This window comes from Pseudooceanicola batsensis HTCC2597 (assembly GCF_000152725.1).
Lineage (GTDB): Bacteria > Pseudomonadota > Alphaproteobacteria > Rhodobacterales > Rhodobacteraceae > Pseudooceanicola > Pseudooceanicola batsensis.
This window is the reverse complement of record NZ_CH724131.1, coordinates 2,784,631-2,799,993: the sequence shown is the minus strand read 5'-3', so window position 1 is coordinate 2,799,993 and position 15,363 is coordinate 2,784,631. Positions and strand designations below refer to the sequence as shown.

Here is a 15,363-nt window from a genome sequence, read left to right as displayed (position 1 = left end):
TGAAATAGCCCCCCGCCCAAGTCAACAAACTAGGTGAACTGCGACATTGTCCGGTGTGACCCGCTGGTGTAGCATCCGCGTGACTTCCGCAACCGAGGCGCCGAAATGTACAGAAAACTGGTCATTGGATTTGGTCTCCTGCTCGCCGGAGCTCTTGTTCTTCCCCTGCCCGTCGCGGCGCAGAGCAACGACGCCAGCGAGATGTCGGCCGAAGAGCTTGAGACCCTGTTCCAGAAGCAGAAGACGCGCGGTCTCGTCCTTGCGCCCACCAACCAGGAGGACGCGGCGGCGAACACCGCCGACACGGCCCCCGAGGCCCAGGACAGCACCTATGTCGAATTCGCGCCGGAAGATCAGGTGAACATCCAGATCAGCTTCGATTTCGACAGCGCGGCCCTGCGCGACGACCAGAAGCCCAAGCTGGCCACGCTGTGCCAGGTGATGAAGTCGGCCGATATCGGCACGTTCCGGATCATCGGGCACACGGATGCCTCGGGCTCGGCCAGCTACAACGAGCGCCTGTCGCTGCTGCGGGCCGAAGAGGTCAAGCGCTACCTCTCGGGCGACTGCGGGATTGAGGAACAGCGGCTCGAGGCGGTCGGCGTGGGCGAACAGTTCCCGCTGGACAAGGCCGATCCGCGGGGCGACGCGAACCGCCGCGTCGAGTTCCAAGCGCTCAGCTGATGGCCCAGTCTCAGGCAGGGGACATCTTCCGCCCCGGCGACCTGCTGAACAACACCTACCGGATCGAGGCCATTCTCGGCCGGGGCGGCACGTCCGAAGTCTACAAGGCGCGGTCCGAGATCTCGGGGCGCGTCATGGCGATCAAGGCGTTGCGGGCCGAGTTCGCCAGCAACGAGGACTTCCTGGCGCTGATGACGCGCGAGGAAGACATCCGCGATGTGCGCCACGACGCGATCGTGCGGTATTTCGATACGCAGCGGATGGCCGACGGGGTGGTCTATCTCGTCATGGACTACGTCGACGGGCCGGGACTCGATCGCAAGCTGGCCGATGGCGGGATGAGCGCGGGCGAGCTCATGGTCATCGGCGAACGCGTGACCGAGGGGCTGATCGCCGCGCATGGCCGCAACATCGTTCACCGCGACCTGTCGCCCGACAACATCATCCTGCGCAACGACACGCCCTCCGAGGCCGTGATCATCGACTTCGGCATCGCCAAGGATACCAATCCCGGGGCCGAAACCATCGTGGGCAACGAGTTCGCCGGAAAATACGCTTATGCCGCGCCGGAACAGCTGAGCGGCCGGACGGATCACCGGTCCGACATCTATTCGCTCGGCGCGCTGCTGCTGTCGACCTTCCGCGGAAAGAAGCCGGACACCGGCAAGAACCCGATGGAGGTGGTCGAGAACAAGCAGAAGCCGCTGGACCTGGACGGCGTCCCCGACCCGCTGCGCAAGATCATCGCCAAGATGACGCATCCCGATCCGGATCAGCGCTTTGCCACGGCACAGGACCTGCTGGCGGCCTTCCGGGATCCCTCGCTGGTCGAGGCTGCCGGGGTCGTGACCGTGCAGGACGATATCCTGGACGATGCGACGGTAATCGCCGCTCCGCCGGCGCGGCGCGAGGCGGCAGAGGCGGCGGAAGAGGCGGTCGGCATCCCCTCGGACACGCCCGATCCACGCCCGCAGGACAAGGCGCGCCGGTCGCGCGGCCTCTTCGTGCCGATCGTCGCGCTGATCGTAGTGGCCGGCCTCGGCGCCGTGGCCTGGATGGGCGGGCTTCTGGACGGGATCGTCGGGCCCCGCTACCCCGTCGCCGACCCCTATTCGCTGATCATCGAGGACTCCTTCGGTTCGGACCCTCAGGCCGTCGGATACGTCCCCTCGCCCGAGGTGGGGGCCGAGGTGTCGGGCCTGATGGAAGGAATCGGCGGCACCTCCGAGCTGACGCTTGCGACGGGCGATATCGCCGAGACATGGGGCACTGGCATCGTGGAGGTGTTGCGGCAGGCGGTGGAGCTCGAGGAGTTCCGGCTGGTCGCTGATGGCAACCAGGTGAAGCTGAGCGGGCTGGCCCCCGGACGGGCCACGAAATCGGCCATCGAATCCGCCCTGGCCGACGGGTTCCCGGAGGGGCTGAACGGTTCGCTGGACCTGCAACTCGGACCGCGGCTGCTGGAGCCCGGGACGATCGAACCCCTGCTAAGTCAGTATGCGGATTGCGGTCAGCTCAGGCTGGTGGCGCCGCCCCCGCTGGGCTACGGGCTCGAGGATCAGGTAATCGTGACCGGCCGCTTCGCCGACGAGGCAAGCCGTCGGGGCCTCCAGTCCGCGATCACCGCGCAGGCCGGTGACCGTGCCGTCCGCGTCGAGGGCGAGATCCTGAACGAGGCGCTGTGCCAGGTGGATGCGGTGCTGCCGGGCGCAGGCCCCGGAGGCTTCGATCTGCGGATGGGGTTCGGCGATCAGGAGGGCGAGAATGTCTCGGGGCGCTATACCGTGGGCGACAATCCGGTGCTGGACGTCCGGATCCCTGCGGATGTGACCGACGGATACCTTTACGTCACGGTCATCGACGTCAAGGGCGATGTCTTCCACCTGCTGCCGAACCGGATCCGACCCGAGAACAGCATCGAGGCCTTGCGCGCGGAGGCCGAAAACGGCTGGGTGCGGCTGGCCTACGCGCTGGACGAGGCGCAGGGGACGGGGCGGATCGCTTTCACCGTCGACGATTCCGTGCTCGGCAAGAGCAAGATCGTCGTCCTGCACTCCGAACAGCCGCTGTTCGACGAACTGCGCCCCACCACCGAATCCGCGGCCGGCTATGCGGAGGCGCTGGCGCAGCTTCGCGAGGACGGGGCGCTGAGCGTGACCTCGATGGACACGGCGATCCTGACAACCGAACGGTAGCGCTCAGACCACGTCGATGACGATGATCGAGATGTTGTCGGCCCCGCCACCGTCCAATGCGAGCTGCTGAAGCGTGTCGGCCACGGTTTCGATCGGTTCGGACCCGAGAATGCGTTCGAGCATGTCGAACGTGGCGTATTTGGTCAGGCCGTCCGAACAGAGCAGGAAGCGGTCGCCGGGAAAAAGCTCCCCCCGGATCTTGTCGAGTTCGAGGTCCTCGCCGACGCCGACAGCACGGGTGACGGCGTTCGACTGGGGGTGCAGTTCGGCCTCATCCCACGACATCTGGCCCGCCAGCACCAGATCCGCGACGACCGAGTGGTCCGTCGTGAGCAGTTCGATCGACCCGGACTGCAACCGGTAGAGGCGGCTGTCGCCCGCCCAGAAGGCCGCGAAATGCCCGTTCGCCACGGCGAAGGTGACCACGGTCGCGCCGATGGTGGCGTTGCGCCGGGCGCCCTCGTCCCGGATCGCGCCATGGGCCCGGGTGATCGCCTCGCGCAGGTCGCGGATCAGCTCGGCGGGGGCGAGGTCCGCGTCGATCGCGGCGATGCTGTCCACCACCGTCTGCGAGGCATAATCGCCCCCCGCATGCCCCCCCATGCCGTCCGAGACGGCCCAGATTTTCTGGTCGGGCAAGGTGAGGATGCTGTCCTCGTTGATCTTGCGTTTCCGGCCGACGTGCGTGGTGGCCGAGAACCGGATGCGGTTGTCGTGGGTCATGCGGTCCGCGCCACTGCGTTCGGGCGCCACATGGCGGCCTCGGGGTCGATCATGCCGGTGAATTGCCGCGCATCGGGCAAACCGCGGGTGAGGAACATGCGATGATCTCCTTCCGAGGCGCTGGTCCAGATGCCGGATCCGGGAAACTGGTCGTCGATGCCGCGCGCGGCCAGGCGATGTTCGGGCCTGACCCCGCCGGCATAGCCATCCGGCGACACCGGCATCTCATCGGGCAACCGCGGCGCAATGCCGTCGAGCCGGGCCGCCAGCAGCTCGCGCGTGAGGTCCTCTTCGAGCGTTGCGAGGGCGTGCGTCTCGAGCATGTCGAAAAAGCCGTCGTTGGCGAAATGGCGCAGGGCCGCGGATCCGTTCGGGCAGGGGGCGGCCAGCGTCAGGGGATACTGACGCCCCACCCGGTCGACCGAGGGCATGACGACACCGCTCATCGCCGGCTGGCCCCCGGCGAGCGGCGGCAGGGAAAAGCGCCAGATGGGGGCGGACAGGTAGCGCTCGTCCCATTGCGCCCCCAGGGTGGCGCGCGCGGCGATCATCGCCTCCTGCAACCAGCTGTCCCAGGATTGCACGAACCCCGCAGGCAGATTCAGCCGCAGGAAATCCCCCATTCCGGGCATTTTCCCGAAGAACCCGACGCTTCCGGTCATCAGAACGATTTCGGGCAGGAGAACTTGCCCAGGGCCGGAAGTGCGAAGGGATTCAGCACCGAACCGGACTGAAGGATGAAGATGGCATGGCGGCCGCCGACGCTGAAGATCACGCGCTTGCGGTCCGATACGTTGGTGTTGCGCACCTCCGCCGCGTTGAGCAGCCGGAACCAGGCCCATGGGCCGTCGCGGATGATGGCGTTCGCCGTGCCCGGCTCGGCCGGACCGAAGACCACGCGCGCCGCGCCGACCGAGCCGGGCCAGGTGACGGCCGAGGGGCGCGGCGACATGCCGTGCTTGTATTCGATCATGGTACCGTCGATCTCGAGTTGGACGACGCTGGCCTTGGGGTCCAGCGCGTTCGGCGTGATCTGGAACTGGATCTGCGGCTGTGCGCCGGAGGCGAAGAACGCGTCCCGGATCTCGGCGGCGTACTGGAATTGCTGCAGCACCGCCTGGCTGATCCCCAGATCGGCGTCGTTGACACGCTTCCACGCCCAGGGCCGCGAGCGGACGTCGACATAGTCGCGCAGGTTCTCGTTGAAGAACGAGTCGATCAGCCCCCCCGGCCCGAAGAGCCGGCCGAAGTCGGACAGCGACACATCCGCCCGCGCCTGTCTGTCAAAGGGATAGCGGTTCGAAAGGGCCTGTTCGCAGAAGGGCAGGACATTGGCCTGCCAGCTGGCGTTGATGCCCGCCCGGGTGCCGTCGGCGGTGATCCCCGACGATCCGCTGGTGATCTGTGTGGCCCATCTGGGGATCGGCCCGTCGAGACGCTTCGCGGTCTCCTGGAAACGGACGAGCGCTGTGGTCTCGCCTCCGCCTGCCCCGATGCCGCCCGAAAAGGAGAGCTTGTTGAGCTCCTGGTAGACCTCGGTGAGGCGGCCCATGAGCGCGTCCAGCTGCGAGGGCTGTCCGTCGGGACGTTCGACCAGCTGGTGAAGCCAGTTGAACCGGTCCTCGACATATTCGCCAGGCTTCTTGGGTGGCGGGCCGCCCTCGGCCGTGGCCGAGGCGCGCAGGGTCTCGAGGAACAGCTGGCTGCGGCTGGACAGCGACGATTGCAGTTCGAGCGCCCCGATCTCCTGGGCGCCTTCGGCAAGCCCCTCGCCGCCGAGCGCCGAGCGGTCCTCGGTCAGCTTGGTCTCTTCGGCGATACCGTTGAGGATGTTGACCAGAGGCGAGGTCGGACCGGAGAGGATGTTCGTCACCTCGACCGCGTGGCTGAGGCTTTCCATCGGAATGATGTCGATGTCGCCGAGGATCTGGTCGTACCGCGTGATGAAATCGTTGTAATAGAGGTCGAGCACGTCACGGCTGAGCGCGACGAGCGCGGTCTCGTTCTGCACCGCTTCGCCGCGCGGTCCCAGCACCCAGCTTTCCCGCTGAATGCGCTTCGCGACGCCGAGCGCCTCGTCCAGGAAGACCGAGTTGAAGCCGTCATAGGTGAAGATGCCCTCGATCCCCTCGTTCAGCGGCTTGCCCGAGGACCGCACGATCGCGCGGCTGATGGCCGGTCCGCCGATCTCCGTCAGTCGCCATTCCGGCAGTTCGGTCGCGCGCGGCGAATTGATGATGCCGTTGTAGACGCGCTGCGCCAGCGGCATCTCGGACAGGAGGCTCTGGATGCGTTCGACAAGCGGGCCGTTCAGACTGATCCTGTCCATCGGCTGCGACAGCAGCGCGTCGAGATGGGTGGAGAGGTCGTTGCGCAGCGGCTCGCGACCGGAGCCGGCATAGGCCACCGACCAGTCGAGCGCCATCCACTCCTTGACGAGGTCCTGGTTCATCGGCCCCTGCTGGCCGAGGATCAGGTAGACCTTGAGCACCTCGTAGAGAAAGTCGGGATTGTCCATGTTCGCCTGCATCTGCTCTTCCAGACGCAGGAGGAGACGGGGCAGCAGGTGCTGGTTCAGCGCGGCGCGATAGGTCTGCGCGGCCTGGTTGCCCAGAACCTTGCCCTGGTAGAGGCCGTAGGTCATGGCGCGGGCCGGGCGCGGCGTGGTGATGGCCGGGTTGGCCGGCAGATCGCGCAGGATGTTCAGCGCCGGCACGACGCTCGGCAGGTCGCTGTCCTCGATCGGGCTGCCGGGAATCTGAGAGGCGGCCTCGCGGTATTCGCCCACCTTGGCGGCGGCACCGGCGACCATCTCTCGGTTGCCCAGGTAGCTGCGGGCCCAGAGGCCGCCGATGCCGACCGCCGCGAGAACCGCCGCCGCGATCGAGATGCGCTTGCCCCACCTGTACCGCCGTTCGACCTTGTCGTCGGCGCTGACCAGCCCGGCCTCAGGAAAGATGACGCCTTCGAAGAGGCGCGTCAGGAAGAAGGAGCGCCCGGTGCCCCGCCCGGTCCCGATGGCCTGGCGCCCGATCCCGAACGTGCGCGCCATGCCCATCATCAGGCGGTCGATCGGGGTGCCCTCCTGCGTGCCGGAGGTGAAGTAGACCCCGCGCAGCAGGTGGCGCTTCTCGAAGCGGTTGTCCTGGAAGACCTCGGCGAGAAAGCCATGCGCGGTGGCGCGGACCGAGGCGAGCTGCGCGGGGAAGTTGTAGATCAGGCTGCGGCGCTGGTGGTCGGTCTCGGACTGCATCCGTTCCAGCGACTGCGCGTTGACCTGCGCCAGAAGCAGGCCGAACTCCTCGTCGAAGGCGGCGACCGGGTTTATCTCGGCCTTGGTCTTCTTCTGCAGCGGCAGGGTGAAGCCCCAGACCTGTTCCCGCTCTTCCTTGCCGAGGTTGTCGAAATATTCCGAGAATCCGGCGATCAGGTCGGATTTCGTGAACAGCACGTAGACCGGGAAGCGGACGCCCAGCTTCTCGCGCAATTCATGCAGGCGCCGCCGGATCGCGGCGGCATGGCTCTTTTGCGTGATCTCGTCCTGAAGCGAGAGGTCGGAGAGGGAAATGGCGACGATGGCGCCGTTGATCGGCTGCCGTTTCCGGTGCTTTTTGAGCAGATTGAGAAATCCGAGCCAGCCGGCATTGTCCTCGCTCTCGCCGCTTTCCTGCGTCGTGTAGCGGCCGGCGGTGTCGATCAGGACCGCATTGTTGGTGAACCACCAGTCGCAGTTGCGCGTGCCGCCGACACCGCCGACGGCATCCTTGCCCATGGTGTCGGCCAACGGGAACTGCAGGCCCGAATTGACGATGGCCGTGGTCTTGCCCGCGCCCGGCGGCCCGATCATGACGTACCAGGGCAGTTCGTACAGGTGCTTGCGGCCCAGCTTGGACTTGCGCAACGCGACCAGCGCCTGCTTGAGCTTGCCCTTCAGCTCGCCCAGTTCGGCCTTGACCAGTTCGTTCTCCTCGTCGGTGTCGTCCACGGACTCGACGATATCCTCGGCCATTTCCCTGTCCTTGCGGGAGCGGCGCAGGAGGATCAGCAGAAGCACCGTCAGGGCGATCAGGGTGATGACGCCGATGCCGATGATGCGGTTCGGGGCGCTGTCGAAGGGGTGCGCCTCGCCGATTCCCAGCAGCGGACCCAGAAACCAGAGCGCCAGCGACAGGCCGAGAGCCACGAGGATCGTGATCGAGATGGCCGACCCCAGCTTGCGGAGAATTCTGAGGATCATGTCGCGTCTTCCCTTACCAGGACAATCTCGATGCGGCGGTTCCTGGCCCGTCCTTCCCGCGTGTCGTTCGTGTCGATCGGCTCCTTTGCCGCGCGGCCCTCGGACTGGAGGCGGGTGGGGTCCTCGATCAGCCCGGCGAGTTTCTGCATCACCGACTCGGCCCGGGCGAGCGAGAGATGCATGTTCGACGGAAAGCGCGAAGAGCGGATCGGCACGTTGTCGGAATGCCCGACGACGATGACCGGACCTTCGGTTTCCGTCAGGGCCTGCGCCACGCGCTCAAGCGGCTGATCGAATTCGGGCTGCAGCCGGTCCGAGCCCGAGCCGAACATGTTGGACCCGGCGATGCGGATCGTGATGGTCGAGTTGTCCTGGAACACCTCGACAAGTCCCTGGTCGATCTCGGCCTCGAGGAAGCCGGCCACCTTGGTCACCTGTTCGACCGGCGGCGGGGGCGGCGGCGGGGGCGGCGGGGCGCGACGGAACAGCTCGGCCACCTGGCCGGTATCGAGCACGGAGAGCTGGCCGATCACCCGTTCCGTCGACTGGTTCAGCATCCACGACAGTGTCATGAAACCGGCTGTCAGAAGGACCGCAACGGCGGCGGTGGTGATCCAGACCGGTTTCCAGATCGACAGCACCCGGTGAGGCATTTCCAGCCCCTTCCAGTGCGGCGAGAGATCGCGCTCGACCACGCCGCGCTGTCCGCGGATGATCCGGGCCAGGCCCGCGCGGATCTGCATGTGCTTGTCCGAGCCGTTCTGTTCGACCCGCAGCCGCCCCTCGAAGCCGAGGGACAGGCAGACATAGAGCAGCTCCAGCAGGTCGATGTTCTTGCCCGGCTCCTGTTCCAGCCGCGCCAGCAGGTCATAGAAGCGGTCGCCGCCGACGGTTTCCTTGTGGAAGGTGCCGACCATGGATTGCTGTGCCCAGACCGACTGGCCGCCCCAGGGCGTGTTCAGCACCACGTCGTCCAGCGTGGCACAAAGCGCGTAACGGGCGATCTTGACGTCCTGCGCGTCGATCCCGGCCTGCAGGGCGCGGCTCTCGAAGGCGCGGACCTCGGCCACGACCGAGCGGCGCAGCTTGTCCGGGTCCATGTGCTGCGCGCGGTTGCGGATGCGGCTGATCAGCGAGAAGAGGGTCGAGGCGGCGGCGTTGATCCGGTTCATCCCGGTCATGCCCTGTTCGACAGCCGGTTCGGTCGTGGTGCCGTCGGCCCGCGAGGGCGCGGCGAGGCCATAGCTCTGCGGCTGCGCGCCCTGTGCCGGCTGCGGCTCCGGCTCGGGTTGGGGCGCCGGCCTGGGGGTCTGCGGCATGGTGCGGCGACCGCCGGGGTTCGGCTTGATCACCGTCTTGTCGGCGTCGTCCGGTTCCGCGAATGGATCGTTGTCAGACATCTGTCGCCGTTCCTGCGTTTGTGCTGCGCCGGTGCTGCATCGTCATCCCTGCCTGATCGCCCAGAGCTCCATCTTGAGCCCCGGGAATTCACCGGACACGTGCACGGCGATCCCGCCGGATGTCGACATCTTACCCCAATGCGGGCTGTCGCCGTCCAGTTCAAAGTAGACCACCCCCGCGTGATAGGGGATCTGGCGCGGCGCCACCGGAAGCGGCCGCAGCGGGATCCCCGGCAAAGCGGAATTCACCAGTTGCCGGATCTCCTCGACCGGGCCGATCTTGGCCTGGTTCGCGAAATGACGGCGCACGTTCTCGGCCGGGATATCGGCCTGGACCGCCAGCACGAAACCCGCCGTCGACAGCAGCTTGCGATCGGCGATGACGCCGACGCTGATGCCGTACTTGCGCGGATCGAGCGGGATCGAGATCGCCGTCTGCTCGAGCACCGACGACAGGTACTGCCGCAGCGCCTTGATCACCGGGTTGAACGACCGGGTCAGGTCGTCGTGGGCATAGGCCGGAAAGTCGGGGGCACGCTTTTCGGGCGCCATGAAGGTCGAGAGTTCGCCGGCGAGTTCGACGCAGGCGCGGTAGAAGGCCTCGGGGTGGATGTTCTCGACCTGGGTCAGGTGATGCACGACCGGCTTGGCCCGGTTCACGCACATCAGCAGAAGGAAGTCCGAGATCTCGGCCACGCCCTTGGCGGTGCCGCCCTCGGACAGACGCCCCGCCAGCGCGGTCATCCGGTGGCCGAGCAGGCCGTCCAGCTCCTTGGCAAAGCCGTTCAGGGTCTGCGCGGCGCGGATGTCGATGCAGGAGGGAATGAAGGCGGTATCCAGCACGATTTCCTTGTCGGGCTTGACCTCGACGATGCGGGCGATCGGGATGGCCAGCCGGTCGGCCAGGTCGTCGACCTCGAGCGCGAATTGCAGGCGCAGCTTGCCCACGCCGAGCGTCACGGCCTTCTTGCCGGTCGAAGTCACGTCGGTCACCTCGATCTCCGAGGGACGGAGCCGCGCCGCCGAGAGTTCCGCCCCCGTCATGTCGACCTCGAGCGCGCCCTGCCGGCGTTGCGGCACGGTCAGGTAGACGACGCAGTCCTTGACGGTGTCGGGCACATCCAGAGCGGGGGGATGTTCCTCGGCCGCGGGGACGCGAAAGACGGTGCCGTCCTCGGTCAGGCCGGAACAGGACTTGATCGCGAACTGCCCGACCTTGAGCACCTCTTCGTCGATCTCGAGCTGGTTGACCCCCCAGGCATAGGGGGTGACCCGCCGCGCCAGCCCGGCCACCAGGCTTTCCGTATAGCGGTCGGCCTGCTGGAAATGGTGGGGTTGCAGAAACAGACCCTCGGTCCAGAGAACTTTGCTATCCCACGACATCAGCCCGCATCCCTCGTCATTCTTTTCATTTCAGCTTGTCCAACTGTTCCTTGTAGGCCCGCGCGAATTCCTTGGCGAAGAGCTCCTGAAAGTCGTTCTCGGCCTGGTCAGAGATCTCGGCATACATGGTCTCGTACACCTCCCAATAGCGCGCCTTCTTGCTCTTCAGCACGCTGGAGAACCCGCCGCCGACCTTGATTTTTTCCTCGAGCGCGGCGGGGTCGAGCCGCTTCAGCACGCCCTTCAGCGCCGCCTCCATGCCGGTGACCATCGCCACCTCGTGCGCCTTGATGTCCCGCAGGGCCTGGTTTGCGGCCTCGGTCGCGTCGAGATAGCCCTTGGCCGAGGGCTTCACCATCGCCTCGATGGCCTGTTCGGGGCTGATCGAGAACTTGAGCGGGTTGTTCCCGCCAGCCTGTATCATCGTCTGCTCGATGCGGAATTCGGACTTGATCGAGGTCCGGGTCATCAGAATTTCGCGCATCCCTTCGACCATGATCCGCAGAACATGGCCCAGACGCGACATCGTCGGCGTCAGCTCCTCGTCCGAGACCTTCACCTCTTCGGCGCCGAGCGACTTGAGGAAAACCCGCGCAGCGGCATCGCCACCCGTCGCAGACGCCGGGGCGGGGGCCGGGGCCGGCGTGGGCGGTTCGGCCTCGTCAGGCGCGGGATCCGGAGCGGGATCGGGGGCGAGATCGGGGGCGAGATGGGGCGGAAGGGGGGCGGGATCCCTCGGGGCGGGCTCTTCGGGCGCGGGCGGCGGCTCGGGCGTCGGGTCCTGCGGCCCGTCGAGGTCGAAATCATCCGGGATGAAGGCCGATCCCCCCGACCCGCTGTCCTGCATCGGCTGCGCGAAGGGGTCCGAGGCATCGCCCGCCGGTTTCGACGGCGCGAGATCGTCCTCCCAGTCATCCGGGATGACCGAGGCGGGACCGGCGGTGCGCGGGGTCTGGAAGTGATCCTGCGCCGAGGCCGAGTTGTAGCGCTGGCTGGCCCCCTGCCCCTGCATGTCGTCCGGCGCGGGCGGCAGGATGTCGTCCTCTTCTCCCAGCGGGGGAAGAAGTCCGTCCTCGCCAACCTCCTCTCGCTGGACGCCCCGGGGCCCGACCGGCCCCTCGCGCCCCGTCAGCAGATCGTCGAGGAAATCGCCGCCGTCGCCCGGCGCGTCCAGCAGGTCGGCCGGGCTGGGTGCGGCTCTGGCGGCCCCGTGCGAGACGGGGCCGTCTTCCAGCGGGTCGGCGATCCGGTCGTCCTCGGCCTGCCCGCTGGAGATGCTGACCAGAAGCTCGTAAGGCCCGAGGGACAGGATATCACCGTCGTTCAGCGGGGTCGGCACGGCGCCGAGCGGCAGCTTTCCGTAATTGAGGAAGGTGCCGTTGGTCGAGAAATCGACGACGATGACATTGCCGTTGTGATCCTCGATCGCGCAGTGCCGCTTCGACAGCGTGCGGTCGGGGTCGGGCAGGCAGAGGTCGTTCTCTTCGCCGCGGCCGATGGTGAGACTGTGCCCGATCATGCTCACAGGCTCCCCTCTCCCGGGGATGCTCCCTGTAGGCTGGAATTTCAGTACGACGGGCATTTGGGGGGTCAACCTCCTGTCAGAACAGTGAATTCGCCAAGAATGATGCTGCCGCCCATGGCGCAGAGGTCACCGATGCGCGCCGCCGGCTGTTTCTGGATCAGCACCGTCATCGACCCCTTGGCGATCGGATGCGGCGGTGCCGGGACCGGCCCGACGGGAGAGGGCATCACGCCCACGCACATGTCGCCCATACGGGCGGCCGGTTTCTTGCCGACGATCACGGTAACGGCACATGGCGGAATGATCGGCATCGGGCCGGTCACTGTGCATGTCGGCCCGACGTGCAAGTCCGCCAGTCTGGCCTGCGGCGGTCCGGGCATCAGCTCTCCTCCTCTTGCAGATCGTCCTCATCGTCCGACAGGGGCGCGGGCGAGGTGTCGATCGCGGGGACGTCGACCTTGCCGTTGCCGCCCCTCGCAATATCCACTGCCCGATCGATAAGCCAGTGCATGTGCAGCAGCGGGTCTTCGGCCTCGCCGACGGCGACCATGTTCATTCCGAAGGCGCAGGCGGAGACGGCCGAGGGCGGCGCGGCGAGTTCGGCCATCTCCCCGACCCCGAGGGTGCCGGGCGCGTAGAGTGCCGCGGTGGCGGCGAGGGTGGTGTCGTCGTCCATGTCGGCGGCATCGAGCGCGACCTGCACCGCCTCGCGGTTCTTGTCGTTCGGCCCGAATACCCAGGCTTCGGCCGCCTTCAGGCAGGGCGTCGCCTCTTCTCCGGTAAGATCGCGCGCGGCGATGCAGGCCCACCACACGGCCTCGCGCTCGGGAAGCGCCACCGACAGAAGCCGCAGGATATCGACCCAGCCGCCCTTTTCGGCCAGTTCGGACAGGACCACCTCGACCCGCGCGCTGGCCGGCGCCTCGACCGGTGTGTCGAGCTTGGTGGCCTTGGCCGACAGCATCCGGGCGGCGGGCTCGTCGGGGATCTTCTTCAGGTTATCGAAACGTTCAGACATGCCGGCCCCTAGTTGATCATCGTGACGCCGCCCTTGAGGATCAGGACTGCGCTGGCGTCTTCCTTGATCATCGGGGCCTTGGTCTGGAGCATCGCCGTGCCCTCGATCTTGATCATCATGCCCTTGATCGTCACGCCGGTCTGGTCGATCTTGATCGAATTCGCCCCGACCTTCATCTCGATCTTCTGCAGGGCTTCCTCGCTGATGGACCCGAGCGAGGTCTTGAGCCCGTAGTTCCCCGTCTTCACGGTTTCATTGTAGTTGCCGATCTTCACCGTCCGGGTGAGGTTGCCGGTATCGATCGACTGGGTGTAGTTCCCCATCTTGACGGTCTGGGCAAAATTTCCCTGCTTGACCGTCTCGGTATAGTTGCCCGTGATCGTGTTGGTCGACTTGCCCTCGATCGTCTCGTCATGGTCCTTCTTGACAAAGACGGTCTGGTTTCCGGCCTTGACCGTGAAGGTGTGATCGCCGGTGTTCAGCGTCTCGGTCTTGTGGCGGTGGATCGTCTGGGTCAGGTCACCCTTGTCCTTGTGCTCGAGCCCGATGGTGATCTCGGCGTTGTTCTTGATCGTCTCCTTGTAATCCCTTTCGGACTGGAGGCGGACGAATTCGGCATCCTTCTTGTCCTCGAAGATCAGCTCGTTGAAGGTACTAGCCGAGCCGCTCTTGGTCGACCGGGTGACGATGCCGGTCTGGGTCATGTTGGCCGGCAGGGCATAGGGCGGCTTGGTTTCGCCGTTGTAGAGCATGCCGGTGCAGAAGGGGCGATCGGGGTCGCCCTCCTCGAACTGGATGACGACCTCCTGTCCGATGCGGGGGATATGGATCATGCCCCAGTTCTTGCCTGTCCAGGGCATGACGCAGCGCACCCAGCAGGTTGTCTTGTCATCCTTCTTGCCCATCCGGTCCCAGTGGAACTGGACCTTTATGCGACCGTATTCGTCGGTATGGATCTCCTCGCCGCTCGGGCCGGTGACCATGGCGGTCTGCAATCCGGCGATCTCGGGCCAGGGCGTCGTCTGCGGCGCGCGGAACGGCTCGGACTTGGGAATCACGCTGAACATGCAGCGATAGGTATCGCGGTTTTCGGGGCCGAAATGTTCGGCGTTGTCGGCCCCTTCGGCGCTGAACGGGCGGTCCAGCGTCTCGGCATCCTCGTAGTCGTTCTCGATCTGCATCAGGTGGACGGTCGAGATCGCCAAGAACTCCTTGCCGGCCTTGCCCATGCGGGGATGACCCTTGAGCTTGAACGTGGTGCCGGTGCGCAGGCCCCGGACGTTGCCGACACCGCGCGACACGAGGTGCCGCACCGCCTCGGACTCGATCCTCACGCGGGCGCGCTTTTCGCCCAGCGCCGGCTTGGTGTAGCGGCCCGGATAGTCGTAGAGTTCATAGTTCTTGTGCGAATGCTTGCCCTTGGCGATGGCCTTGGTGCTCTTGAGTTCGGCGCGCGGGCTCTGGAAATCGTAATCCTCGAGTGTGACCTTGCCGGGCGTGACCGCGGCGGCGTCGGACCAGTCGAAGATGTGGTCGTCCCTTCGCCGATATTTCTCTTCGCGATAGTGAAAGTCGATCTCGGCATGGGACGGCACCGGAGAATGGGCCGAGATTCCGTCGGCGATGACCATCTTCTCCTGCTTGCCGGACTGGTCGAAGTAGTAGTAGATCCCCTCTTCCTCCATCAGACGGCTGATGAAGTCGAAGTCGGATTCACGGTACTGCACGCAGTAGGTGCGGACGTCGTAGCTGCCCTGCGTCTTCTCGGTGATGTTGCCGCTGAACCCGTGATCGCCGAGCACCGACTTGATGATCTCGACGGCGTTCATCTCCTGGAAGATGCGGTTGTTCATCGTGCGGGTGAGGTACCACAGCCAGGGCCGGACCTCGGCGACGAGATGCAGCATCCCCTGGTAGAGCCCGAGGTATTCGACCGAGATGCAGGTGCCCGAAAACTTGTGCCTGGCGTCCTGCGGCTCCTCGTCCAGTTCGATCGTGATCGGGGTGCCGATGAAATCCTGAAGGTCGATGTTCCTGTCATTCGAAAGGAATTCGATCCGCGTTTCGGTCAGCTGGCTCAGCCCCTCGGAGACACGGGCGTTCTTGATGAACACCTTTTCCTTCGGCAGCGCGGTCTCCATCCGGAGCATTCTGTTCTTGAGATTGGGACCTTCGGCAGGCATGGGCGATATCCTTGT

The 15,363-nt window shown here is 66.0% G+C and carries 11 protein-coding genes; 2 read left to right on the top strand and 9 right to left on the bottom strand.

The genetic code is table 11. From position 1 onward, the window contains the following. Window positions 1-105: 105 nt before the first annotated feature. Window positions 106-684 carry an OmpA family protein gene (locus tag OB2597_RS17385; protein ID WP_009806921.1) on the top strand — a complete coding sequence of 193 codons (579 nt, stop codon included), beginning with the start codon at window positions 106-108 and terminating at the stop codon, window positions 682-684. Beyond that, the gene (locus OB2597_RS17380; RefSeq protein WP_009806920.1) at window positions 684-2,879 is read left to right on the top strand and encodes a serine/threonine protein kinase; all 2,196 of its coding nucleotides are present in this window, start codon (window positions 684-686) and stop codon (window positions 2,877-2,879) included. The genes OB2597_RS17385 and OB2597_RS17380 overlap by 1 nt, the downstream gene beginning before the upstream one ends. A 3-nt stretch (window positions 2,880-2,882) precedes the next feature. On the opposite strand, the gene OB2597_RS17375 is transcribed toward OB2597_RS17380, so the two are convergent. The 9 genes from OB2597_RS17375 to OB2597_RS17335 all read right to left on the bottom strand — a co-directional run bounded on the left by OB2597_RS17375 (window position 2,883) and on the right by OB2597_RS17335 (window position 15,348). Further along, the gene (locus OB2597_RS17375; RefSeq protein WP_040609912.1) at window positions 2,883-3,602 is read right to left on the bottom strand and encodes a PP2C family protein-serine/threonine phosphatase; all 720 of its coding nucleotides are present in this window, start codon (window positions 3,600-3,602) and stop codon (window positions 2,883-2,885) included. Next, window positions 3,599-4,264, bottom strand: a complete 666-nt coding sequence (tagF, locus tag OB2597_RS17370) for a type VI secretion system-associated protein TagF (protein WP_009806918.1) — start codon at window positions 4,262-4,264, stop codon at window positions 3,599-3,601. Before tagF ends, OB2597_RS17375 begins: the two co-directional genes overlap by 4 nt. Then, the gene (gene tssM / locus OB2597_RS17365; protein ID WP_009806917.1) at window positions 4,264-7,839 is read right to left on the bottom strand and encodes a type VI secretion system membrane subunit TssM; all 3,576 of its coding nucleotides are present in this window, start codon (window positions 7,837-7,839) and stop codon (window positions 4,264-4,266) included. The genes tagF and tssM overlap by 1 nt, the downstream gene beginning before the upstream one ends. Then, on the bottom strand, window positions 7,836-9,239 hold the full coding sequence (gene icmH, locus OB2597_RS17360; protein ID WP_009806916.1) for a type IVB secretion system protein IcmH/DotU: 1,404 nt from the start codon (window positions 9,237-9,239) through the stop codon (window positions 7,836-7,838). The genes tssM and icmH overlap by 4 nt, the downstream gene beginning before the upstream one ends. Window positions 9,240-9,281: 42 nt before the next feature. After that, window positions 9,282-10,622 carry a type VI secretion system baseplate subunit TssK gene (tssK, locus tag OB2597_RS17355; protein ID WP_009806915.1) on the bottom strand — a complete coding sequence of 447 codons (1,341 nt, stop codon included), beginning with the start codon at window positions 10,620-10,622 and terminating at the stop codon, window positions 9,282-9,284. A 25-nt stretch (window positions 10,623-10,647) separates the two neighbouring features. Next, the gene (gene tagH, locus OB2597_RS17350) at window positions 10,648-12,141 is read right to left on the bottom strand and encodes a type VI secretion system-associated FHA domain protein TagH (protein WP_009806914.1); all 1,494 of its coding nucleotides are present in this window, start codon (window positions 12,139-12,141) and stop codon (window positions 10,648-10,650) included. A gap of 71 nt (window positions 12,142-12,212) precedes the next feature. Then, on the bottom strand, window positions 12,213-12,527 hold the full coding sequence (locus OB2597_RS17345) for a PAAR domain-containing protein (protein WP_009806913.1): 315 nt from the start codon (window positions 12,525-12,527) through the stop codon (window positions 12,213-12,215). Beyond that, window positions 12,527-13,165 carry a DUF6931 family protein gene (locus OB2597_RS17340; protein ID WP_009806912.1) on the bottom strand — a complete coding sequence of 213 codons (639 nt, stop codon included), beginning with the start codon at window positions 13,163-13,165 and terminating at the stop codon, window positions 12,527-12,529. The genes OB2597_RS17345 and OB2597_RS17340 overlap by 1 nt, the downstream gene beginning before the upstream one ends. An 8-nt stretch (window positions 13,166-13,173) precedes the next feature. Beyond that, window positions 13,174-15,348: a type VI secretion system Vgr family protein gene (locus tag OB2597_RS17335; protein ID WP_009806911.1), complete on the bottom strand. Its 2,175-nt coding sequence runs from the start codon at window positions 15,346-15,348 to the stop codon at window positions 13,174-13,176. Between the last annotated feature and the right edge of the window lie 15 nt (window positions 15,349-15,363).